We start from the raw sequence: 20,817 nt of genomic DNA, 5'->3' as shown, positions 1-20,817 counted from the left end.
CTGCCGCGACAGAAACGAATCCCGGAGACCCTCATGTTGCGTATCGCCATAGCGGCCATTGTTCTGGCCACTCCTCTGGCCGCTCAAGAAACCAAGGAACAGAGCTGCAAATTCCAGTCAGACGTCGTGGCTGCCGTCCAGCAGGCACGGCTGGACCGGGTAAAGGAACGGGACGTGGCGCAGGCAGTGGCAGAGTCAGGGCCGACATGGCCCGAGAATTACAACGCGGCGATTCCTCTGATCACTCCGTGGGTCTATGAGCAAAAGATGCGCGATGTGAGGAAAAAAGACCTCGGCGCTGCTTGGCTGGAGCTGTGCCTGCAGCAGTAATCCACATCCATTGCATTTCGCTGTGGATAAGCGCAGGCCATCCCCTTGGCCTGCGTTTTCATTTCTGGCAGGTTTGTCCCCATGTCTTTGCCCCCCGGATTTCTTGACGAATTGCGCACGCGCCTCAGCCTGTCTCAGGTCGTCGGCCGCAAGGTCATGTGGGACCCGCGCAAGTCCAATCAGGGCAAGGGTGACATGTGGGCACCGTGCCCGTTTCACCATGAAAAGACCGCCTCGTTCCATGTGGATGATCAAAAGGGGTTCTATTATTGCTTCGGCTGCCACGCCAAAGGCGACGCGATCAGTTTCGTGAAAGAGACCGAGAATGTCTCGTTTATCGAAGCGGTCGAGATTCTGGCGCGCGAAGCAGGGATGCCGATGCCGCAGCGCGATCCCAAGGCGCAGGAAAAGCAGGACCGCAGGGCGCAACTGGCCGAGGTGATGGAGCAGGCAGTGCAGTTCTTCCGCCTGCAGCTCAAAACCGGGGCAGGGGGCGCGGCGCGCGATTACCTTACCGGTCGAGGATTGGACGCGCAGGCGCTGGACCGATGGGAGATCGGATTTGCCCCCGATGGCTGGCAGGCCCTGTGGGATCATCTAACTGGCAAGAATGTGGCCGAGGATCTGATCCTTGGGGCGGGGCTGGCCAAGCCGTCGAACAAAGGCAAAAAGCCCTATGACACGTTTCGAAACCGGATCATGTTCCCGATCCGCGACCCGCGCGGGCGCTGTATTGCGTTTGGCGGGCGGGCGATGGATCCCAATGACAACGCGAAATACCTGAACTCGCCCGAGACCGAGCTTTTTGATAAGGGGCGCAGTCTCTATAACCACGGCCCCGCGCGGCAAGCGGCAGGGAAGGGGCAGCCGCTGATCGTGGCCGAAGGCTATATGGATGTGATCGCTCTGGCCGAGGCCGGGTTTGGCGCTTCGGTGGCGCCGCTGGGTACCGCGATTACCGAGCACCAGCTGCAACTGCTCTGGCGTATATCCGATGAGCCGATCATCGCGTTGGACGGCGACACGGCGGGCTTGCGCGCCGCGATGCGCGCGGTTGACTTGGCCTTGCCACTGCTTGAGGCCGGGAAATCCCTGCGGTTTGCCCTGATGCCCGAGGGCAAGGATCCCGACGACCTTTTGCGCGCCGAGGGGCCGGGGGCTGTGCAAGCCGTACTGGAAGGCGCGATCCCCATGGTCAAACTGCTGTGGAAGCGCGAGACCGAAGGCAAAGTCTTCGACAGTCCCGAGCGCAAAGCGGCGCTGGACAAGGCGCTGCGCGAGAAGATCAAGCTGATCCGTGACCCTTCGATCCGCTCGCATTATGGGCAAGAGATTAAGGATCTGCGCTGGCAGTTGTTCCGCCCGCAGCGCCGACCGCAGAACCGCCAATGGCAGCCGCGCGGCAAGTGGCAACCCCAGCCGACGGCGACGCCCGGCGCACGCGCGTCGTTTCTGGCCTCGTCCGAAGGTGCGGAAATCCAACTGCGCGAAGCTGCGATTCTGGCCATTGCAGCGCTGAACCCGCAGGTGGTTGTGCAATTCGAAATTCAGTTGGAAGAGATGGAGTGCCGTGACCCTGACCACGCTGCCCTGCGCCACGCCATCCTGCGCCATGCGATCGACGACCCCGGGAACCTGAAAGACCACATTGCTGAAACTTTGGGACCCGAAGCCCTTGAAAACCTGCTAGCCCTTCGCCATGTCGCAGTGATCCCTTGTGTGTATAAACCGGGCGATGTCGAAAAGGCCGAAATGACGCTGGCCGAGGAGCTCGCAAAGATCAAAGCTCTCAGGGGGTTGGACGCAGAGATTGCCGAAGCCGAGGAGGAACTGTCTGATCTGGCCGATGAGGCGCTGACATACCGGCTGGCCCAGGCCGCCGAAGAGCGCAATCGCACAAGCCGCAGCCAGAATGAAGACAGGGCGATATTCGACGTGGCCGACAACGGCGCGCGAATCAACCGCGACGAGAAAGACAAGTTCGAGGCAATCATGTCCGGGATCAATTTTGAGCGGAAACGCCGGTAAAGTGGTGTTTTCGTAAGGCACTGGAAAAGAAAAACGGGTAAACGGGTGGTCGAATCACTTCTACGCGCTAATGATTCGGTTCAATCGAATCACCCATCCCTGCAGGAGCATTGAATGGCCGCCAAGGATACCAACGAAGACCGCAAATCCGACGAGCAGGAACAGGAAATCTCGCTGGACATGAGCCAGGCCCAGGTCAAGAAGATGATCGCCGAGGCCCGCGAGAAAGGCTACATCACCTACGACCAGCTTAATCAGGTGCTGCCGCCGGATCAGGTCAGCTCGGAACAGATCGAAGACGTGATGTCGATGCTGTCCGAGATGGGCATCAACATCATCGAAGATGAAGAAGCCGAGGAAGAAGAAAACAAAGGCTCGACCGAACTGACCACGACAGAAAGCAACCGCGAGGTTGCGCTGGCCGGGGCGGGGACCGAAAAGCTGGATCGTACCGACGACCCTGTGCGCATGTATCTGCGCGAGATGGGCAGCGTTGAACTGCTGAGCCGCGAGGGCGAGATTGCCATCGCCAAGCGGATCGAGGCCGGTCGGAACACCATGATTGCCGGTCTGTGCGAAAGCCCGCTGACCTTCCAAGCGATCACCATCTGGCATGACGAATTGCTGTCCGAAGACATTCTGCTGCGCGACGTCATTGATCTGGAGGCCACCTTTGGCAACCAGATGGACGAAGACGGCGATGTCGAGGAACCGGTAGTCGATACCTCGAACGTGCAGGCCGCGAAGCCTGAGAAAGAGGATAAAGGCCCCGAGCTGGATGCTGACGGCAACCCGCTGAACAACGATGACGACGATGACGACGACGATCAGGCCAACATGTCGCTGGCCGCGATGGAAGCCGCGCTGAAGGATCAGGTTCTGACCACGCTTGAGCGGATCTCGACCGACTTCTCGATGCTGTCAGAAATGCAGGACAGCCGGATTTCGGCCACACTGAACGAAGATGGCACCTTCAGCGAAAAAGACGAAGAAACCTATCAGAAGCTGCGCGCCGAGATTGTTGAGCTGGTGAACGGACTGCACCTGCATAACAACCGGATCGAAGCGCTGATCGACCAGCTTTACGGTATCAACCGCCGCATCATGTCGCTGGACAGCTCAATGGTGAAGCTGGCGGATCAGGCGCGGATCAACCGCCGCGAGTTCATCGACGCCTATCGTGGCCGCGAACTTGATCCGAACTGGCTGGCCGATATGGCTGAAAAGCCGGGTCGTGGCTGGCAGATGTTCATTGAACGTTCGACCGCCAAGGTTGAGGAACTGCGCAACGATATGGCTCAGGTCGGTCAGTATGTCGGTCTGGATATCTCTGAATTCCGCCGCATCGTGCAGCAGGTTCAGAAGGGTGAGAAAGAGGCGCGTCAGGCCAAGAAGGAAATGGTCGAGGCCAACCTGCGTCTGGTGATCTCGATTGCCAAGAAATACACCAATCGTGGCCTGCAATTCCTTGATCTTATTCAGGAAGGCAACATCGGCCTGATGAAGGCGGTGGACAAGTTTGAATACCGCCGCGGCTATAAGTTTTCGACTTATGCGACCTGGTGGATCCGTCAGGCGATCACGCGGTCCATCGCGGATCAGGCGCGTACGATCCGTATCCCGGTTCACATGATCGAGACGATCAACAAGCTGGTGCGGACCGGCCGCCAGATGCTGCACGAGATCGGGCGCGAGCCGACGCCGGAAGAACTGGCCGAAAAGCTGCAAATGCCGCTGGAGAAGGTGCGCAAGGTGATGAAAATCGCCAAAGAGCCGATCAGCCTTGAAACGCCAATCGGCGACGAGGAAGACAGCCAGCTGGGCGATTTCATCGAGGACAAGAATGCGGTTCTGCCGCTGGACAGCGCTATTCAGGAAAACCTCAAGGAAACGACGACACGGGTTCTGGCCTCGCTCACCCCGCGTGAGGAACGGGTTCTGCGGATGCGGTTTGGCATCGGCATGAACACTGACCACACGCTGGAAGAGGTTGGCCAGCAGTTCAGCGTGACCCGCGAACGTATTCGCCAGATTGAGGCGAAGGCGCTAAGGAAGCTGAAACACCCAAGCCGGTCGCGCAAGTTGCGGTCGTTCTTGGATCAATAGACAAATAGGCGCCTCATCTGAGGCGCTTATTTTTTGCGCGGGTCGTGAAAGTGGCCGGTCCAAAATTCAAATTGGCAGAAAGTCACAAGTGTCATCTGGCTTGGTCGCCTATTTCCGTTTTGTCCACTCATGGGACGGGCCGGGGAGAGGCGACGGTGCCGATGACCCCCGGTCTCAGGCCCCGGAAGTAAAGTCCAGCCTGCTGCGGAATGTGCTGGGTGCCTGACCTGTCCAGCGTTTGAATGCTGTCGAGAACGCTGGTTGATCAGCGTAACCAAGTGAAAATGCGATCTCTGACAAGGGCATGCCGTTTGTGATAAATGTTTGCGCCAGATCGCAACGCAGGTCATCGACTATCTCGCGATAGCTGGTTCCTTCGTCTTTAAGACGACGTGCAAAGGTGCGCGCGCTGAGGCCAAGGTTGGCGGCAGCGTCATCCGCCTGAATGATCGCTCCGGGCAGAGAGCGGGTGATCAAGCCTTCAACCCGAGCACGTAGTTTTTGCTTGGGCTGTCGGTGTTCTGCGATGACTCGGTCTCCGTATTCCAACAAATGCGCGCGCAGCTTGGGGTCATAAGTTGGGACAGGTAGATCAAGCGATGATAGTGCCAGCACGATTTCAATTCGTTCCGCCCCAAAGAGGACTGGAAAACCCGCAAGCTTTTGGTACGCGGTTCGGTTGCCTCCTGTTTCATGTTGAAAACGTATTTCCATTGGGAAGAAATCAATCTGAGTCAGGTTTCGCATCCGTGCCAGACCTGCAAATACCAAAAACTCTGTGCGTCTGTGGTATCGAGCAAAGCTGGCATCTTTCCATTCAGCCTCGATCGATGCGAAATTCCCTGCGACGCGCAAACTGAACATCAGAGCCGGGTCAATGATCCCGTGAAAACGAGACGTATTTTCTAGAACTTGTTTCAAATCTCGCGAGTATTTGCTGATGTATGCGGTAAGGCTTGAGGAAGATCGGTATTCTAACCCGGCCGCTGCGGCAAAAGTCGGGTCCTCAAGAATATCGCAGGCATATCTGGCAAAGAGGGCTTCTGTGTGGGCGCTACAAGTCCCCGCAGAAACCGTGATGTCATCGCGCTGTATGTTACATTTTTCCAAAACCCGATCTGTGACAGCAGGATTCTGTGTCTTGTGATCAAGCATGCGCGTCAAAAGCTGAATACGTGAGATATCGACGTCCATGCTGTATCTTATCGCGATATCAGTTTATTTGCACCCTTGCTGAGAGGTGTGGAACGCATCCGCCGTGACTTAAATCCGTAAAACGTTGGCAAAAAGTCACATGCGTTTTGGGCGGCAAACCCGTATTTCTGTCACGTTGCCGGGTCAGCGCCTTTTTGGGGATGGGGCCAGAGCCCAGACGATAATTCGAGCAGGCATACTGTGGCTCCCCGGCACGCCCATTCCTGCTGTTGCCTGTGTCGCATTGTGGCGTCGTGTTTGCGGTGCCACTTTGGTGGAAATTACGGCAAAGGCGATTTTAAGATGCACGACATTGCATTGGACGAATTGGTTAAGAGCCAAGATTTTATTGTGTTTGACGGCGAATGCGTGCTGTGCACCGGCTTTTTTCGTTTCATGCTGAAACGGGATAGGGCGCAAAGGTTCAAGTTTGTAACTGCGCAATCCGAGCTTGGGCGAAATCTCTATTCAGATCTTAAATTACCGACACAGGATTTTGAAACGAACCTGGTCGTGTTGAACGGTCAAGTTTATCAACGGTTGGATGCATTTGCTGCAGCTATGCAGGCTCTGCCGGGGATGTGGCCCGTCGTGTCCCTGTGCAAATATCTGCCTGGGGTGGTTAAGGACCCGATATATCACGTTTTGGCGCGCAATAGATATGCCGTGTTTGGTCGGGCTGATACCTGCTTGGTTCCGGACCAAGATCTGATGTCGCGCTTTCTTCCCAAAGGGTACTAGATGCAACCTGATCCGTTTTGGCAGGCGTTGCCGGCGCAGTCAGTTTTGCCCGACGCCTTGCGGCAACTGCACGGCAGTCAGGGAATCTATTCGGGTTTCTGTGATATTGAGCGTGGCCGCGGCCTGTTGGTGCATATGGCTTTGTGGCTTGGAAGGTTCCCCACTGGTGGCCGCAATGTTCCTGTCTCTTTATACGTAACAAAACGGGACAGGGCATGGATATGGGTCAGGAATTTCAACGGCCAGACGACCAGGTCGCGGATCGACTACAGATCAGGCTACGTACTCGAGCGGATGGGCCCATTGACCTTGTGGCTGAAACCCGTGCTTTTCGATGGGCAGTTGTCCATTCATCTTCACCGGTTACGCTTGTGGGGAATCCCGTGCCCAAAGCTCATAGTACCAAGGTCCAATACGTTTGAGTGGCAGGATGACGAAGGGCGCTTTCGGTTTGATGTGTCCGCTCGGATGCCTGTTTTGGGATTGCTGATCCGATATCACGGATGGCTAACGGCTGATCACGCAAAACAGGACGTGGGCTGAATTGATCGTGAACCCGCTTTGTCGTTGGGCAGGTTATACTATTTCCAATCTTACCTCGAAACAGGAAAGAGTATGATTATGAAACAGGTTATGACTTACGCTGCGCTTGCCGCAGTTGTTCTGACTACACCGCTTTCGGCCGCTGGCTTTGCGCGATTTGGGTTTCAGACGGTCTCGGTCAATGCCAACGTCTACGAAGTGATCCCGCGTGGGCGCAACGATGTTGATGGGTATTGGTGTGCCGCTGCCGATTATGCCCGCAGAACTTTGGGCGCAGGTTGGAAACAGCCGATCTATGTAGTGCGCGGTTATGGACCCAGTGAAGCAACTGGACGCCGGACTGCTGTGCAGTTTTCCGTCAGTCCTCCGCCTGGTGTTGATTTGAACGTCAAGTCAATCAACGTCGGCTTTGTTGCTGGTCAAAGCAGATCGGTTCAGAGTGCGAACGCGCTGTGCTATCGTCGGCAAATCTTTGACGACTAAGCGAGAATGAGCACCTGTTGCAGACCGAGTTTATTATTTCGACACGCGGACCGGGGTTATATGAATTCACCCCGGACGTAGGTAACTGGCTAAACTCGGTCGAACGCGACGGGCTGCTGACGTTGTTTGTGCGCCATACGTCCTGTTCTCTGGTGATACAAGAGAACGCAGATCCCGAGGTGCAAACTGACCTGAGTGCTTTCTTTGAGAGGCTGGTTCCGCCCTCGGATCATCCATCGATGTCCTATTTACGGCACACTTATGAAGGCCCAGATGACATGCCAGCACACATAAAGGCTGCTTTGCTGCCGGTATCATTGACGATCCCAGTGGCAAGTGGCCGTCCGGCTCTGGGTACATGGCAAGGGATCTATTTGTTTGAACATCGTTCAGCGCCCCACCATCGAAAGGTCGCTGCGCATTTCGCGTGACCCCTTTATCTTGCGGTGAAAAATTCCGACTACCCAAATCCTAGCGGCTGCCCTATAGTTGTGGATAAGTAAGCCACAGCGCTTACAATTAGAGGCGGAATTAGGGACGAGGAGACGGCGGATGCGCTGCCCGTTTTGCGGAAATATTGACACTCAGGTGAAAGATTCACGCCCCGCAGAGGATCACGTCGCGATCCGCAGGCGCCGGTTCTGTCCTGCGTGTGGCGGACGTTTCACAACCTATGAACGGGTGCAGCTGCGCGATCTGGTTGTCATCAAAACCAATGGCAAACGGGAAGACTTTGACCGCGACAAACTGGAACGGTCTATCCGTATCTCAATGCAGAAACGTCCAATCGACCCCGAACGTATTGATCAGATGATCTCGGGGATTGTGCGCCGTCTGGAAAGCATGGGTGAGACCGATATCCCGTCGAACAAAATTGGCGAGATCGTCATGGAAGCGTTGGCGCGCATTGACACGGTTGCTTATGTGCGCTTTGCAAGCGTGTACAAGAATTTCCAGGCGGCCGATGATTTCGAGGAGTTTGTCCACGAACTGCGCCCGCCGCAGCCTTCGTCTGACGAGTGAAAGACACAGATAAACGATACATGGCGTTGGCCTTATCTTTGGGGCAACGCGGTCAAGGCACGTGCTGGCCAAACCCCTCGGTGGGTTGTGTTATCGTGCGCGATGGGCGGATTATTGGTCGAGGTTGGACACAACCCGGCGGACGACCGCATGCGGAAACCGTTGCGTTGGCACAGGCTGGTGAAACGGCCAAAGGCGCGACGGCCTATGTCTCGCTGGAGCCCTGCGCACATCATGGGAAAACCCCTCCTTGCACGGATGCGTTGATCGCAGCGGGGATTGCGCGCGTGGTTTCACCGGTCGAGGACAGTGATCCGCGTGTTGCAGGGCAGGGCTTCGCCAAATTGCGCGAAGCCGGCATCGAAGTCACGACAGGTGTTTTGGCCGCGCAGGCCGAACGTGACCACGCAGGGTTTTTCTTGCGGATGGAGCAGGGGCGCCCGTTCATAACTCTTAAATTGGCGAACAGTTTCGATGGCCGGATCGCGACGGCCAGTGGTCACAGCCAGTGGATCACCGGTCCGCAGGCGCGGCGAGAAGTCCACGCGATGCGCGCGCGTCACGACGCGGTTATGGTTGGCGCAGGTACTGCGCGGGCCGATGACCCTTCACTGACCGTCCGTGATCTTGGTGTGGCGCAGCAACCTGTCCGTATCGTTGTCTCGCGCCATCTTGATATCCCATTGATGAGCCAACTCGCCCGATCCGCCAAGCAAATCCCGGTTTGGCTGTGCCACGGCCATGCCCCCGATGCCGAGCGGGCCCGGGCATGGGAGGGGCTAGGGGCCACATTGATCCCTTGCGCATTGCAAGATCACCAGATTGATGCTGCGGATATGTTGCAACAACTGGGGCAGGCGGGGCTGACACGTGTTTTCTGCGAAGGCGGCTCGGCGTTGGCGGCGTCTTTGTTGGCGCAGGATCTGGTTGACGAACTGGTCGGATTTAGCGCGGGTCTGACCATAGGTGCAGAAGGTTTACCGGGGATCGGAGCATTGGGACTGGAGACGCTGGAAGCAGCCCCCCGGTTTGAATTGATGGAAACGCGCGCTGTTGGCCCCGACGTCATGCATCGCTGGCGGCGGTCACTGCGCTAGCGTCGCCATAGATGCGCATGTGTCGCAAAGGCGCCCTGCAGCTTAGATAGCAACCGTAACATCGGCGGCCCTTTGATTCCTTCACGATCGGTCAGGCGCTGCAGCGCGACCTCGACCGGGCAGGGGTTGCCTGTGATCGGGTCCAGATACCGCGGGTAGTCGATCAACGCGGCATGGACCAAACCCAACATTGTGGGACGTGCGCCACGCCGAGCCGGGACGGTGCCGAGGTCCTGCGTCAACCCCCAACCCGCATAGAAGGGGGCGCCGACAGTGGTCACAGGCACGTTACGGATCAGCGCCTCGAACCCCAGTAAAGACGTCATTGTCCAGACTTCATTGACCTGCGGCAATAGCTGGGCCGGATCCGTATCACGTATGATGGCATCAGCGAGGCCGTCGGCATCTATCGCACCGTCACGTAAACTGGCCTCGACATCCGGGTGGGGCTTATAGATCAGGACAGCATCCGGGTTCTTGTCCCGTACCATCTGTAACAGTTCAAGGTTGGTTCGGATCGTTCCGGTCCCTAACAGGATCGAGGCGTCGTCCTCCACTTGTCCGGGTACTAGAATGCGATGACCCTTGGGCAAGTCGGGTACTTGGCCGCCGATATTGTATTTGCTGATCTGCCCCGAGGTGATTTTCTCAACCAACCTGTCTGCGCGCAGCTCCTGATCCGGGCGCAGAGTTTCCCGTTGGGCGATCAGCTGTTCAAGCCGACTAGCTCGCGTCGGGTCGTAATATATTCCCAGATCATCGGCGACCAGCGAGACGGGCGGAACCAAGGCAGCGCCCAAACCACGGGACCGCAGGAAACCATCCTCGATCCTAACAACACTCTCTTGCCCTTCGGCTCGGCTGGCCCAAACCATATGTGGTTTTTCGGAAGACGCAGGAGCGCTTTTGGTAAAGCGAATTTTGGTCTCGTGCCCGAACATCCTTTGAAGATGACCACGTTTCCACAAACGCATCCCCGAGGCCGTCCAGCCCGCGTGATCCTGACGCCATGCGCGTGTCTGCGCCTCTAACGTATCCAGAACCATTTCCAATTCGCAAAGTTGATCCCGATAGGGGTCATACCAAGTGGGATAAAGGATCATGGCGACCGCAAACAGCTGGGCTGGCGTCAGGCTGCGCTGACGGCGGGGCAGGTATTCTTCGTCCTGCGTCAGGCCCCAGCCCGCATAGAAGGGTTGACCAAAGACGCGGGGCTTGTGGCCTGCCAAGATGGCCTCGAACCCGAATTGCGAAGACAGGGTGTATACGCCCACTGCACCTTCAAGCAAGTCCCACGGGCTGATCGGGTCTTCAAACAAGGTGACACGACCTGATTGGTCCAGGTCAGAGAAATACCCACTGCGATGGCCACTAATGGTTTCGGGGTGGGTTTTGATCAACACGCGCGCGCCTGGGTGCTCTTCTTGCGCCATGACCAACATTTCGCGGAACCGGGCCGCGTTGCCTTTGCTGGCAGTAACCGATGCATCGTCCTGGGCTTGATCGACAACCAACACATACCCCGGCGCCGGCAGAGACTTAGTGATTTCAAACCCCGAATACTTGCTAAGATGCAGTTCCTTCATCCGCGCAATCGCACCGCGCGCCCGGTTCAGCAGGGCCGTATCATCCAAAGGGTGCGTCGCCAGCAAAGTCTCAAGATCGGATGGGCGCGTAGGGTCGAAGTGTAGACCGGACCGGTCCAGCAATAGGCCTAGCGGCGGTTCGCCATCCCGGCCAGGATGCAAAGATCGCAGAAAAGCATCTTCGACACGCAAGACAGGGGATTTGTGTTTTTCTGCGATATTCAAGCCGCGGTGGGCAGTTGGACTGTTGCCCCATATGGCAACGGTGTCTCCGTCTTTGGGTAGACCCAGCCGAATGTCGTAGCCCGCTAAGTTCAGAATGCGGCGAATACGGCGATTGGTTAGGAAGCCGCCATTGTAGACACGCAGGCGGGTACGCTGTTCCTCGGCCATCGCCGCAGCCGACATCACCCGCCTGTCAGTGTCGTGACGTTGGCCAACGGTGTAAGCCCGCCCGCGATCAGCGATATCGACTTGCTCCACTGCGCATAGGGCGCTTCGGTAACGTAGATCGTGTCGTCGTCGCGGATGACGAAATCACGGGCTACGAACAGGCCGTTTGGTGCAGTAAGGTTAAGCAGGTAAATCACCCGCTGTTCGCCCTGCAAGTCCGAGCGCCCCATGACCGAACGGGCAATGTCCTGTCGTTCGTTCCGCAGCACGAAGATGCCGGTAGGGTCCGAGGACAGGGACTGTAGCCCTCCGACTTGGGCTAAAGCTTCGAGTGCAGTCAAATCTTGACTGTCGAACGCAACACGTGACTGTCCGGTAGCCCCCAAGGCAACATAAGACCGACTGTCGGCCTCAACCAATATGCGGTCACCGGCGCGCAGTGCGATATCCAGCTTTGGATTGGTGAACAGGTCATTGTACCAGACCGTTCCCCGTTGATTGCCCCGAATAACGGTAACAAGCGCGATGTCAGACCCGACTGAAACGCCTCCGGCTTGGGACAACATGCCAGCCAGAGTGCGGGTCGGGCTTTCGATGGGGTATATACCTGGCGAGCCAATCTCACCGTTCAGCGTAACGGTTGAACCGTTTCCGGCTGTCCGCCGGACCTCGACCTGTGGATCTGGTGTTTGGTCCTGCAGTTTGCTGGTGATCAGTTGGCGCAGCTGTTCGGGGGTATTCCCAGAGGCCCTGACACGACCGGCATAAGGAACAAAGATAAACCCTTCACTGTCCACTTGAATTTGATCCAGCGTCGTCGCGCCGCCGATATCTGAAGAAAGCAGCCCGTCATCGACGTTCTCCCAGACCGACAGGCTCAGAGAGTCACCGGGGCGCACTGTATCGGCGGTCAGGTTTGGCGCGCTGAGGAAAGACTGCGAAAACCCGAATTGGGGAACAGCGGACGTGACCTCGGTGATACGATCATCCACTTCGACTATGAACGCATTGCCACCATTCTGAACTGAGCCAGCCAAAATTTCATTCTTGCTTGGGCCAGATTTGGGAAGCTGACACCCGGCCAAAAAGCCAAAAACGGCAACAAGGAAAAATCCCCGTGCCCATTGGAGCGGAAAGCACTGCACTGCCGAATATCCTCAGTCTTCTTTTGTTTGTCTTAAGTTAGCTTGTCATTGCGTTGACTTCCAGCATCAAGCTGTTTGTTTCCTTCAACGATCTTCAACTGTGGCGTCTGCGCCGCGTTCCTCGACAGCAGTGTCTCATAGGGGTCGCATTGGGCAAGCAACATATCCGTTACACGCCGCAGCAACTGCCGCCGACCGCGTCTGGAGTAAAACCCTCCGGGCACCTGACAGGTTTTAAGCAAGAACTGGCGATAAGCCTGATACGCGGCCGTGTCAGGAGGGGTGGGGTTGCCAAAAAACTGGGCAAATGTCTGTCCCGAGATGAACTCGGGCTTGTTGTAGACGGACCGCCCGAAACTGCGCAACGGAATTCCACGCCACAAAACTTGCTGTCCGGCGGTCGAGTTGATGGTGACGGCGGAATTCGCCTCGTTCAACAGCCGCGCAAGTTTTCCACCCGGCACATAGTGGACACGGTCGCCGACACCGTGGGCGTTGGCGATTTGACGGGTTCTGCGGTTCAGGGGTTCTCGGTGGTTTTCAAGCGGATGTTCCTTGATGACAAGCTGGTGGTGACGCGGCGCCCCATCAGCAAAGCCTTTGATGGCCTGTTCCAGAAACTCTGACATGTTGGAATAGTCGGAATGCGATTGAACAGAACTGTCATGCCCCAATTGCAGCAGCACAAGATGATATGGCATACCACTGCCGCGCGCGCGAAACGTCGCCCAGCGTCGTTGCAAGCGATGAAAGGGCATCAGCATAAGCCGTTTGAAATACAGCGTAAATTCCTTGGAAACTGGCAGCTCTCTGTGCCGTTGGAAGTTGCGATACCTCTGATTGAGGAACAACAAAAACCAATGATAAAGCGCACCATAAAAGATGTGCTGTCGCATGTCGCCCCAATGCGAGGGCGGCGGGGGATCCTGAGTGTCCGAGCGTTCGAGAGCCTGTTCCATCTGCGGGATCGTCAGCGACATCAGGCGAGAGTTCCCGTTCGATCCCATGCGTTCATAAGTGACCCACCACGGACGCAGATAACCTTCTTCGAACACATGCACGGTTATGTTTCGTTCGCTGGCAATCTTGATTGCTTGGGCATGTATGGGACGTGCGTCGCCGTATAAGACGAGGTCGGTCACACCAAGCGTCTCAGTCAGCCCGCAGAAACTGTCAGGCCATTGCTCAGGCCGGTCGGTAAAGGGAATATAGCTTGCACGGTCGAACCAGAACGCGCGGTCACCGGCATTGAAACCCACACGCCGAACCTCGGCACCTGTTTTGCGCAGCACGCGTGCGAGTGCATTGAAAAAGGGTCCGTGCGGTCCCTGTAGAAACAGGAAAACACGGCGCTCAGAGCCTTTTGTGAGTGGTGGCATTGGGGCTGCTCTTGCTCGTTGGTGCGAAATTTATGCCTTTTTGTGCTGCGTCCGGCAAGGCGGGCCTTGCCCGGAACCGCCGATACGCTTACCTCGACAAGTAGACTGGATGGAATATTAGGAACCGAAGGGTAAAGGAAATGTTCACAGGTATCGTCACCGATGTTGGCACCATTGCCGAACTTGACCAACAGGGCGACCTGCGGGCGCGGATCAAGACCGCCTATAAGACATCCGGCATTGATATAGGTGCCTCAATCGCAAGCGATGGGGTGTGCCTGACCGTCATCGCCTTGGGGGACGACTGGTATGATGTTCAGATCAGTGCCGAGACGGTATCCAAGACGAACCTGTCTAACTGGTCGGTCGGCAAACATGTCAATCTGGAACGCGCCCTTAAAGTCGGGGATGAGTTGGGCGGTCATATCGTGTCTGGACACGTGGACGGTGTCGCCGAGGTCGTTGCTATCGAGGATGAAGGCGACAGTACCCGTGTGACCTTGCGCGCGCCCAAGGACCTTGCGCGCTTTATCGCCCCCAAGGGTTCGGTTGCGCTGAACGGGACGTCTCTGACCGTCAATGATGTGGACGGCAGTGACTTTGGTATCAACTTCATCCCTCATACCAAAGAGGTGACGACATGGGGCGAAGTTGGGATTGGAGACAAAGTCAACCTCGAGATCGACACCCTGGCCCGCTACGTTGCCCGCTTGGCCGAAATGTCCTGAGTTAAACGCCGCGTTCTAACCGGTTCGGGACGTTTGCAGACTGGTCTTTGCGCGCGGGGTGGTCTATCCACCCGTGCAAACATGCTCTGCGAAAGGCTGCCCAATGAGCTTTGAAACCCCCGGACCCGTCGAGGCGCAACTGCGCGACGCGATCAGCCCGATTGAAGAGATCATCGAAGAGGCGCGCAAAGGCCGGATGTATATTCTGGTCGATCACGAAGACCGTGAGAATGAAGGCGATCTGGTCATCGCCGCCGAGTTTGCGGATGCCGAGGCGATCAACTTCATGGCCACCCATGGGCGCGGCCTGATCTGCCTGCCGATGACCGCGGAACGGGTGGATGCGCTGGGCCTGCCGATGATGGCTGTTAACAATTCCTCGCGTCATGAAACCGCGTTCACCGTTTCGATCGAGGCGCGCGAAGGTGTGTCGACCGGGATTTCCACCGCTGACCGCGCCCTGACTGTTGCGACTGCCATCAATGAACAAAACACGATGGCCGCCATCGCAACCCCCGGCCATGTCTTCCCCTTACGCGCAAAGCGGGGCGGGGTGCTGGTGCGCGCGGGCCATACCGAGGCTGCGGTTGATATCTCGCGCCTGGCCGGGCTGAACCCTTCGGGCGTGATCTGCGAGATCATGAAGCCCGACGGCACAATGGCGCGTCTGCCCGATCTGGTGGAATTCGCACAAACCCATGACATGAAAATCGGTACGATCAGCGACCTGATCACCTACCGATCCCGCAATGACAATCTGGTGGTTGAGACGTCGCGTGAAACCGTCAATTCGGAATATGGTGGCGAATGGGAGATGCGGCTGTTCACTGACCAGCTTCATGGCATCGAACATGTGGTCATGATCAAAGGCGACATCACCACGCCCGAACCCGTTCTGACCCGCACCCATGCTTTGCACGAAGCGCCGGATATCTTGGGCCTCGGGCCTAAATCTTCGCGCGAACTGCCGCGTGCGATGGAGAAGATCGCCGAAGAGGGGCGCGGCGTCGTCTGTCTGTTCCGCCAACCACGCAACTCGCTTTATGCGGTCGAGGATGAAGGCCCTCGGACCATCAAACAAACAGGACTGGGGTCTCAGATCCTGTCCAAATTGGGAATCCACGAGCTGGTGCTGCTGACCGACTCGCCCGAAACCGTATATCTGGGGCTCGACGCGTTTGGCCTGTCCATCGTCGGCACCCGTTCCATCCTCAAGGAAGACTGATCGTGGCTGAACAAGACAAACACGGCGTCCTGCCGACCCCGACATTCGACAAGCCGGTGAAACTGCTGCTGGTGGTGGCCCCGTTCTATCGCGCCATTGCTGACAATATGGTTGCCGGTGCCACGGCCGAGATCGAGGCGGCGGGCGGCACTTGTGACGTGGTCGAGGTTCCCGGCGCGCTGGAAATCCCGACCGCCATCGCCATGGCCGACCGGCAGTGCAACTATGATGGCTATGTCGCGCTGGGTTGCGTTATTCGCGGCGAGACCACGCATTATGAAACGGTGTGCAACGATTCCAGTCGCGCCATTCAGTTGATGGGCTTGCAGGGCCTGCTGATCGGCAATGGCATCCTGACAGTCGAGAATGACGAACAGGCCGAGGTTCGCGCCAATCCCGAAAAGATGAATAAAGGGGGCGGGGCAGCCGCTGCGGCCTTGCATCTGATCGCGCTCAGCCGTAAGTGGGGCTCTTCCAAAAAGGGCGTGGGCTTCAAGCCGCCGTCCGAGTCCATCCTTGTGGCGGGCGACAGCAACGGATCCACGACAGCATGACCCAGACAGACGCGCCGAAACCGGCAAACCAGAAACGCCTGATGAAATCCGCCGCCCGGCTTTACGCCGTGCAGGCGCTGTTCCAGATGGAGCAGTCGGGCCAGACGACCGAAGCAGTCGTGACCGAGTTTCTGGATCACCGGTTCGGTGCCGTCTATGAGGGCGAAGAAATGTTGGACGGCGATATCCGCCTGTTCCGCAAACTGGTCGAGGACGCCGTAAACTATCAGGCCCCGATCGACCAGATGACCGACCGTGCGTTGGTGGCCAAATGGCCCATCGCGCGCATCGACCCGACCCTGCGCGCTGCGTTCCGCGCCGCAGGCGCCGAACTGACCCAAAGCGACACGCCGCCCAAGGTCGTCATAACAGAGTTCGTCGACGTGGCCCGCGCCTTCTTTCCCGAAGGCAAAGAGCCGAAATTCGTCAACGCGGTACTGGACCACATGGCGCGCGAGGCCCAGCCCGAGGCGTTCTGACGCCTTTACTCCGAGCCGTTGCAGGCTAACCTTGTGTCCAAACAAGGAGTGCCGCTATGCCCAAGCTCATCCGTCTTTATATCACTCAGGTTATCTGGGGATTCGTAATCTCGGCCGTGTTTGTCGGCGTGCTGTTGGCGGTGAACGTAGCCAATCTGCGCGGGCTGATCTGGGGTTCGGACGTTGGGCTGGTGGCGTTGGTCATGATCTGGTTCATGAACGGGATTGTCTTTGCAGGCGTCCAGTTCGCTTACAAGATCATGAGCATGGCAGAGAAACCCGGTGGTCCGCGTCGTGGAACGCCAGTTTTCCACGGTGTTCAGGCTGCCGTGGCCGTGCAGGAAATCAAGAATAAAAGCCAAACTCAGAGGACCTTCCAAGAGACTGTCAGAAAACGGAGCTGAACCTTTCAGGGATGACGAACGTACTCTGACCGCTGAATTTCGCGTGCTTCCAGATCTGGCGCTTTTCTTCGAATCTCCATTTTTTCTTTATTTGCTTGCGCAAGTGCTCGAACGAAAAGTCATTCGTTTCTGGAGGCCCATAGTCGGCGAAGCTCTGTAGTTCCGCGCTCACCTGCTCGACCGATTGCGCCCAACCGGCTCCGGCAACACCCTGCACAATATCCGAGTTATCATTCGTAATGTGGAGATAGCGTTGTTTCTGACGTTCTAACAAAGTGTCGCGATCAAAAAAACGAAGGTGAAACAGAAACAGATCAGAGGACAAATTCAGGCGTGGGTGGTTTGAATAGTGTTGCCCAAGGCTCCAACTTATTGGCGCGCGGGTGATGCAGGGCTTGCAATAAAACGCGTTGGTCCGGCCGTACCTGCGTTGTTCCAGAATGGGGCGTTGAGCGTCCAGAGCGGGTTCGAGGTCGACGCGTTGCACAACTTCTATCGCGAACGGGGAAATTACCTGTGCGTTTGTCTGCTGCAAAATGTACTGGACAGGATCGTTGCCCACCAAAGGGTCAAGGACGATCAACTCATCGACGTCGCCGCCTATCACCACATCAAATCGGTAAGTCAGGGAGCTTGCGAACTGAGATAAAAAGTTCCAACGTTTTCGGTCCCACCCTCGGCTGGGTTGGTTTTGGGGAAATGTAATAACCTGGCAGCCTTGCAGAGTATCGGGTAAGGCACTGTCATCGCCGTCGACCAAGATGTACAGGTTTTGGCGCGGCACGAAGCGCGCGTAGTAATCGACCCACAGCTTCAGAAAGAACTCGTCGTTTCGGACCATTGTCCAGATAGCTACGTTTTGGGACATGATAGTTCGTTCAACTTAAAAACCATTTCAAAACCGCGGTTTTAAACAGGATGGGTAACCACAGGTCTATTGGAGCCGACTTGTTCGGGCTAAAAGGCAATCTGAAATGTGGCGGGACCACCAGTCAACCGTGCGGTGTGATTCCCGAGGACCTGTATGTACAGGTGGGCGCCAGGTAATCAGGCCAGGACCTGAACAGAGCCAGCCCCCTCGGAATTGCTTAAGGCCACCAGAATGCTACCAGTCACAAGAAGGGCAGAACCCGCCAAGCGCTTAGTTAGGGGGTCTGACGGGCTGGCACAAGGGGTTAAGCGTCAACAGTTTCGTGCAGCGCCTTGCGCATCTTGCCGAAATGCTCGTCCCAACCGTTGTCCAGGGCCAGGATCAGGCCGAAAGCCTCTGCGCCTTGTGGCAGGCCTTCGTGCTCCAACGACAATCGCGTTCCGCCGTCTATGGGTTCTAACGTCCATTTGACCACGCTGACAGCGTCCCCCATCGGTTTCACCGTGAAGGTATATTCAAGATACTGTGGCTTGCGCGCCTCACGCACCTCTCCCCAGATCAACAGATCGCCGCTTGTGGTCCCGAACATCTCAAGCTTTTGTCCTGCGGCCAGTGGGCGTTCGGGCTTGTGAAACCATTCGGCAAGATGTTCCGGTTCGGTCAGATAGGCCCAGACAGTGCCCGGTTCGGCGCGCAGGAAGATGGTCTTTTGCAAAACTGCTTTGGTCATGTCTCTTTCCTCTCAATGGCTTCTTTCAAGTTACGCAGGCGCTCGTCCCAGAACTGATCAAAGAAGCTCAACCAATCCAGAACAGGGGCCATTCCCTCGGGTTCAAGACGGTTGATGCGTTCTCGCCCCCGAGCTTCGACCTGGATGAGGCCTCCGTCCGACAACACGGTCAGGTGTTTCTTGACCGCCGCTCGGGTCATGTCGAAGCAATCTGTCAGTTGCGCGATTGTCATATCCTGCGATGCAAGCATCTGAACGATGTCCCGGCGCGTGGGGTCCGCAAGCGCGCGAAACGCGTTTTGGATTTGGTCAGGCATCCGTTTCCTCATATACGATACCATTTGGTTTTATATTTATTCAATACCATATGGTATCATGTCAACGGTAATCTCACCCTTGCAATTTGTTCACGAATTGTTCACATTTTCCCAATGACATTGGATTTACAACCCGGCCAGAAGCTAGCACGCGGCGTGGCGCGCCATCTCAGCGCGCACGGTTTTGTTTCTGTTGAGGAATTCGTGCCGGCGCGCGGGTTGCGTGTGGACGTTATGGGGTTGGGCCCCAAGGGTGAATTGTGGGTAGTGGAATGCAAATCCAGTCGGGCCGATTACCAATCGGATTCCAAGTGGCAGGGCTATTTGGAGTGGTGTGATCGGTTTTTCTGGGCCGTGGATACAGATTTTCCGACCGAGCTGTTGCCGCCTGAGACGGGGCTGATTATCGCCGATGCCTACGATGCTGAAATAATTCGAATGGCACCCGAGGATAAACTGGTACCAGCACGTCGCAAAAAGATGATCCAGAAATTCGCCACAGATGCGGCCCGGAGACTACACGCGTTGCGCGATCCAAGGCTTTGATACTTCAGCCTTTAACAGCCTGAGCAGCCTGAGCAGCAGCACGGATTTCTTCTGCAATCTCTTCGGCTTCGTCCGGTTCAAAGTCCATCGGAATCTCGACGCCATCCGCCTCAATGAACAGGCGTACCATACCTTGATCGGTTGGGCCGATCTGCAGATTTGCCTGAATGTCACGTTCGGTGTTGATGCTCATTTGCGCCTCCGGGGATGAGGGTCTGTGCTAGCGCGCAAAGACTTGAGAATCAAGACAGAGATGCGCTCAGATACAGTATGAACGATGTAGAAATCAGACCCTTTCGCGCGTCAGATGTGCCTTGGTTGGTCGAGCAGCACGCAATCCTATACGAGCGCGATGAAGGGTTCGACAAAAGCTTTGCCCGGTTGGTGCACCAGATACTTGACGAGTTCGTGGCCAGTCATGATCCCAAATGCGAACGCGGTTGGGTGGCCGAGCAGGCAGGTGATCGCCTTGGGAGTATTTTTTGTGTCCGGCTAGATGAGGACACAGCAAAACTGCGGCTTTTTTTCCTGGTGCCAGAGGCGAGGGGGAAGGGGCTTGGCAAACGCTTGTTGCGCACCTGTATGAACCACGCGCGTGCTGTTGGTTTCACACAGATGTCGCTATGGACCCATGAAAGCCATAGGGCGGCTTGCGCGCTTTACAAAGCTGAAGGGTGGCATTTGACGGACAGCAAACCAGTGCATTCCTTTGGGGTCGATCTTGTCGAACAAAGCTGGAAAATTCGGCTTTAATCCTCTTGCATTCCCCCGGCGCGTTCGGTAAATCGCCCCTCACGAGTGCCGCCTTAGCTCAGTTGGTTAGAGCGCTGGATTGTGGATCCAGAGGTCCCCTGTTCAAGCCAGGGAGGCGGTACCATTTCCTCAAAAAAACGCGAAAAAAGAAACGCACAGGAC

The 20,817-nt window shown here is 56.7% G+C and carries 24 protein-coding genes and 1 tRNA gene; 17 read left to right on the top strand and 8 right to left on the bottom strand.

Going from position 1 to position 20,817, the window contains the following annotated elements; translation table 11 throughout:
- Positions 1-33 precede the first annotated feature (33 nt).
- The 3 genes from J7380_RS15490 (at position 34) to rpoD (ending at position 4,464) form a co-directional block, all read left to right on the top strand.
- On the top strand, positions 34-330 hold the full coding sequence (locus J7380_RS15490) for a hypothetical protein (protein ID WP_170352735.1): 297 nt from the start codon (positions 34-36) through the stop codon (positions 328-330).
- A gap of 81 nt (positions 331-411) precedes the next feature.
- Positions 412-2,358 carry a DNA primase gene (dnaG, locus tag J7380_RS15485; protein WP_209196651.1) on the top strand — a complete coding sequence of 649 codons (1,947 nt, stop codon included), beginning with the start codon at positions 412-414 and terminating at the stop codon, positions 2,356-2,358.
- A 114-nt stretch (positions 2,359-2,472) separates the two neighbouring features.
- Positions 2,473-4,464 (top strand): RNA polymerase sigma factor RpoD, encoded by a 1,992-nt coding sequence (rpoD, locus tag J7380_RS15480; RefSeq protein ID WP_209196650.1) that lies wholly within the window; start codon positions 2,473-2,475, stop codon positions 4,462-4,464.
- A gap of 174 nt (positions 4,465-4,638) precedes the next feature.
- On the opposite strand, the gene J7380_RS20515 is transcribed toward rpoD, so the two are convergent.
- The gene (locus tag J7380_RS20515; RefSeq protein WP_280638538.1) at positions 4,639-5,619 is read right to left on the bottom strand and encodes an AraC family transcriptional regulator; all 981 of its coding nucleotides are present in this window, start codon (positions 5,617-5,619) and stop codon (positions 4,639-4,641) included.
- Between the two features lie 342 nt (positions 5,620-5,961).
- Between J7380_RS20515 and J7380_RS15470 the strand changes: the two genes are divergently transcribed.
- The 6 genes from J7380_RS15470 (at position 5,962) to ribD (ending at position 9,545) form a co-directional block, all read left to right on the top strand.
- A complete protein-coding gene (locus J7380_RS15470; RefSeq protein WP_209196648.1) occupies positions 5,962-6,399 on the top strand; it encodes a DCC1-like thiol-disulfide oxidoreductase family protein in 438 nt (145 codons plus the stop codon).
- Positions 6,400-6,942, top strand: coding sequence for a DUF4166 domain-containing protein (locus J7380_RS15465; RefSeq protein WP_209196647.1), 543 nt, complete (start codon positions 6,400-6,402; stop codon positions 6,940-6,942).
- Between the two features lie 78 nt (positions 6,943-7,020).
- The gene (locus J7380_RS15460) at positions 7,021-7,425 is read left to right on the top strand and encodes a hypothetical protein (RefSeq protein ID WP_170352741.1); all 405 of its coding nucleotides are present in this window, start codon (positions 7,021-7,023) and stop codon (positions 7,423-7,425) included.
- Positions 7,426-7,442: 17 nt separating this feature from the next.
- Complete coding sequence (locus J7380_RS15455) at positions 7,443-7,856, top strand: secondary thiamine-phosphate synthase enzyme YjbQ (protein WP_209196646.1); 414 nt, start codon at positions 7,443-7,445, stop codon at positions 7,854-7,856.
- Positions 7,857-7,977: 121 nt separating this feature from the next.
- A complete protein-coding gene (gene nrdR / locus J7380_RS15450) occupies positions 7,978-8,448 on the top strand; it encodes a transcriptional regulator NrdR (RefSeq protein WP_170352743.1) in 471 nt (156 codons plus the stop codon).
- Positions 8,445-9,545, top strand: coding sequence for a bifunctional diaminohydroxyphosphoribosylaminopyrimidine deaminase/5-amino-6-(5-phosphoribosylamino)uracil reductase RibD (gene ribD, locus J7380_RS15445; protein ID WP_348539115.1), 1,101 nt, complete (start codon positions 8,445-8,447; stop codon positions 9,543-9,545). The genes nrdR and ribD overlap by 4 nt, the downstream gene beginning before the upstream one ends.
- Here the strand turns inward: ribD and J7380_RS15440 are convergent.
- From J7380_RS15440 to J7380_RS15430, 3 genes are read right to left on the bottom strand one after another with little or no spacing between them, the layout of a single operon-like run.
- A complete protein-coding gene (locus J7380_RS15440; protein ID WP_209196701.1) occupies positions 9,542-11,539 on the bottom strand; it encodes a capsular polysaccharide biosynthesis protein in 1,998 nt (665 codons plus the stop codon). The two genes, ribD and J7380_RS15440, sit on opposite strands and share 4 nt — an antisense overlap.
- A complete protein-coding gene (locus J7380_RS15435) occupies positions 11,539-12,669 on the bottom strand; it encodes a polysaccharide biosynthesis/export family protein (protein ID WP_209196644.1) in 1,131 nt (376 codons plus the stop codon). The genes J7380_RS15440 and J7380_RS15435 overlap by 1 nt, the downstream gene beginning before the upstream one ends.
- Positions 12,670-12,701: 32 nt before the next feature.
- Positions 12,702-14,048 carry a capsular biosynthesis protein gene (locus J7380_RS15430; protein WP_209196643.1) on the bottom strand — a complete coding sequence of 449 codons (1,347 nt, stop codon included), beginning with the start codon at positions 14,046-14,048 and terminating at the stop codon, positions 12,702-12,704.
- A 140-nt stretch (positions 14,049-14,188) separates the two neighbouring features.
- Here J7380_RS15430 and J7380_RS15425 point away from each other — a divergent pair, with 140 nt between their 5' ends.
- The 5 genes from J7380_RS15425 to J7380_RS15405 all read left to right on the top strand — a co-directional run bounded on the left by J7380_RS15425 (position 14,189) and on the right by J7380_RS15405 (position 17,438).
- Positions 14,189-14,776 (top strand): riboflavin synthase, encoded by a 588-nt coding sequence (locus J7380_RS15425; RefSeq protein WP_209196642.1) that lies wholly within the window; start codon positions 14,189-14,191, stop codon positions 14,774-14,776.
- Between the two features lie 103 nt (positions 14,777-14,879).
- A complete protein-coding gene (gene ribB, locus J7380_RS15420; RefSeq protein ID WP_209196641.1) occupies positions 14,880-16,001 on the top strand; it encodes a 3,4-dihydroxy-2-butanone-4-phosphate synthase in 1,122 nt (373 codons plus the stop codon).
- A 2-nt stretch (positions 16,002-16,003) separates the two neighbouring features.
- Positions 16,004-16,555, top strand: coding sequence for a 6,7-dimethyl-8-ribityllumazine synthase (locus J7380_RS15415; protein ID WP_209196640.1), 552 nt, complete (start codon positions 16,004-16,006; stop codon positions 16,553-16,555).
- Positions 16,552-17,034: a transcription antitermination factor NusB gene (gene nusB / locus J7380_RS15410; protein WP_170784329.1), complete on the top strand. Its 483-nt coding sequence runs from the start codon at positions 16,552-16,554 to the stop codon at positions 17,032-17,034. The genes J7380_RS15415 and nusB overlap by 4 nt, the downstream gene beginning before the upstream one ends.
- Positions 17,035-17,090: 56 nt before the next feature.
- Positions 17,091-17,438 (top strand): hypothetical protein, encoded by a 348-nt coding sequence (locus J7380_RS15405; RefSeq protein WP_209196639.1) that lies wholly within the window; start codon positions 17,091-17,093, stop codon positions 17,436-17,438.
- On the opposite strand, the gene J7380_RS15400 is transcribed toward J7380_RS15405, so the two are convergent.
- The 3 genes from J7380_RS15400 to J7380_RS15390 form a co-directional block, all read right to left on the bottom strand.
- Positions 17,422-18,279 carry a glycosyltransferase family 2 protein gene (locus J7380_RS15400; protein WP_348539118.1) on the bottom strand — a complete coding sequence of 286 codons (858 nt, stop codon included), beginning with the start codon at positions 18,277-18,279 and terminating at the stop codon, positions 17,422-17,424. The genes J7380_RS15405 and J7380_RS15400 overlap by 17 nt on opposite strands.
- 334 nt (positions 18,280-18,613) lie before the next feature.
- Positions 18,614-19,039: an SRPBCC domain-containing protein gene (locus J7380_RS15395; RefSeq protein ID WP_209196637.1), complete on the bottom strand. Its 426-nt coding sequence runs from the start codon at positions 19,037-19,039 to the stop codon at positions 18,614-18,616.
- A complete protein-coding gene (locus J7380_RS15390; protein ID WP_209196636.1) occupies positions 19,036-19,356 on the bottom strand; it encodes a metalloregulator ArsR/SmtB family transcription factor in 321 nt (106 codons plus the stop codon). The genes J7380_RS15395 and J7380_RS15390 overlap by 4 nt, the downstream gene beginning before the upstream one ends.
- A 114-nt stretch (positions 19,357-19,470) precedes the next feature.
- Between J7380_RS15390 and J7380_RS15385 the strand changes: the two genes are divergently transcribed.
- On the top strand, positions 19,471-19,902 hold the full coding sequence (locus J7380_RS15385) for an MmcB family DNA repair protein (RefSeq protein WP_209196635.1): 432 nt from the start codon (positions 19,471-19,473) through the stop codon (positions 19,900-19,902).
- A 4-nt stretch (positions 19,903-19,906) separates the two neighbouring features.
- On the opposite strand, the gene J7380_RS15380 is transcribed toward J7380_RS15385, so the two are convergent.
- Complete coding sequence (locus J7380_RS15380; protein ID WP_209196634.1) at positions 19,907-20,095, bottom strand: DUF6324 family protein; 189 nt, start codon at positions 20,093-20,095, stop codon at positions 19,907-19,909.
- 77 nt (positions 20,096-20,172) lie between these two features.
- On the opposite strand from J7380_RS15380, the gene J7380_RS15375 reads away from it, so the two are divergent.
- Together J7380_RS15375 and J7380_RS15370 are read left to right on the top strand one after the other, a co-directional pair.
- Positions 20,173-20,655, top strand: coding sequence for a GNAT family N-acetyltransferase (locus tag J7380_RS15375; RefSeq protein ID WP_209196633.1), 483 nt, complete (start codon positions 20,173-20,175; stop codon positions 20,653-20,655).
- 47 nt (positions 20,656-20,702) lie between these two features.
- Positions 20,703-20,779: transfer RNA gene (locus J7380_RS15370), tRNA-His, on the top strand.
- The last annotated feature ends 38 nt before the right edge of the window (positions 20,780-20,817 follow it).

This window comes from Ruegeria sp. R8_1 (assembly GCF_017743815.1).
GTDB lineage: Bacteria > Pseudomonadota > Alphaproteobacteria > Rhodobacterales > Rhodobacteraceae > Ruegeria > Ruegeria lacuscaerulensis_A.
This window is presented reverse-complemented; position numbering and strand designations above follow the sequence as displayed.

Excerpts from the sequence above, each read along its gene's own strand:
- J7380_RS15425 (WP_209196642.1), top strand. The coding sequence starts at position 14,189 with ATGTTCACAGGTATCGTCACCGATGTTGGCACCATTGCCGAACTTGAC.
- J7380_RS15440 (WP_209196701.1), bottom strand. The coding sequence starts at position 11,539 with ATGTCGGCTGCGGCGATGGCCGAGGAACAGCGTACCCGCCTGCGTGTC.
- J7380_RS15460 (WP_170352741.1), top strand. The coding sequence starts at position 7,021 with ATGAAACAGGTTATGACTTACGCTGCGCTTGCCGCAGTTGTTCTGACT.
- J7380_RS15470 (WP_209196648.1), top strand. The coding sequence starts at position 5,962 with ATGCACGACATTGCATTGGACGAATTGGTTAAGAGCCAAGATTTTATT.
- J7380_RS15405 (WP_209196639.1), top strand. The coding sequence starts at position 17,091 with ATGCCCAAGCTCATCCGTCTTTATATCACTCAGGTTATCTGGGGATTC.
- J7380_RS15375 (WP_209196633.1), top strand. The coding sequence starts at position 20,173 with ATGAACGATGTAGAAATCAGACCCTTTCGCGCGTCAGATGTGCCTTGG.
- J7380_RS15390 (WP_209196636.1), bottom strand. The coding sequence starts at position 19,356 with ATGCCTGACCAAATCCAAAACGCGTTTCGCGCGCTTGCGGACCCCACG.
- J7380_RS15490 (WP_170352735.1), top strand. The coding sequence starts at position 34 with ATGTTGCGTATCGCCATAGCGGCCATTGTTCTGGCCACTCCTCTGGCC.
- J7380_RS15385 (WP_209196635.1), top strand. The coding sequence starts at position 19,471 with ATGACATTGGATTTACAACCCGGCCAGAAGCTAGCACGCGGCGTGGCG.
- J7380_RS15465 (WP_209196647.1), top strand. The coding sequence starts at position 6,400 with ATGCAACCTGATCCGTTTTGGCAGGCGTTGCCGGCGCAGTCAGTTTTG.
- J7380_RS15395 (WP_209196637.1), bottom strand. The coding sequence starts at position 19,039 with ATGACCAAAGCAGTTTTGCAAAAGACCATCTTCCTGCGCGCCGAACCG.
- J7380_RS15380 (WP_209196634.1), bottom strand. The coding sequence starts at position 20,095 with ATGAGCATCAACACCGAACGTGACATTCAGGCAAATCTGCAGATCGGC.
- J7380_RS20515 (WP_280638538.1), bottom strand. The coding sequence starts at position 5,619 with ATGCTTGATCACAAGACACAGAATCCTGCTGTCACAGATCGGGTTTTG.
- J7380_RS15400 (WP_348539118.1), bottom strand. The coding sequence starts at position 18,279 with ATGGTCCGAAACGACGAGTTCTTTCTGAAGCTGTGGGTCGATTACTAC.
- nrdR (WP_170352743.1), top strand. The coding sequence starts at position 7,978 with ATGCGCTGCCCGTTTTGCGGAAATATTGACACTCAGGTGAAAGATTCA.
- rpoD (WP_209196650.1), top strand. The coding sequence starts at position 2,473 with ATGGCCGCCAAGGATACCAACGAAGACCGCAAATCCGACGAGCAGGAA.
- dnaG (WP_209196651.1), top strand. The coding sequence starts at position 412 with ATGTCTTTGCCCCCCGGATTTCTTGACGAATTGCGCACGCGCCTCAGC.
- J7380_RS15430 (WP_209196643.1), bottom strand. The coding sequence starts at position 14,048 with ATGCCACCACTCACAAAAGGCTCTGAGCGCCGTGTTTTCCTGTTTCTA.
- nusB (WP_170784329.1), top strand. The coding sequence starts at position 16,552 with ATGACCCAGACAGACGCGCCGAAACCGGCAAACCAGAAACGCCTGATG.
- ribB (WP_209196641.1), top strand. The coding sequence starts at position 14,880 with ATGAGCTTTGAAACCCCCGGACCCGTCGAGGCGCAACTGCGCGACGCG.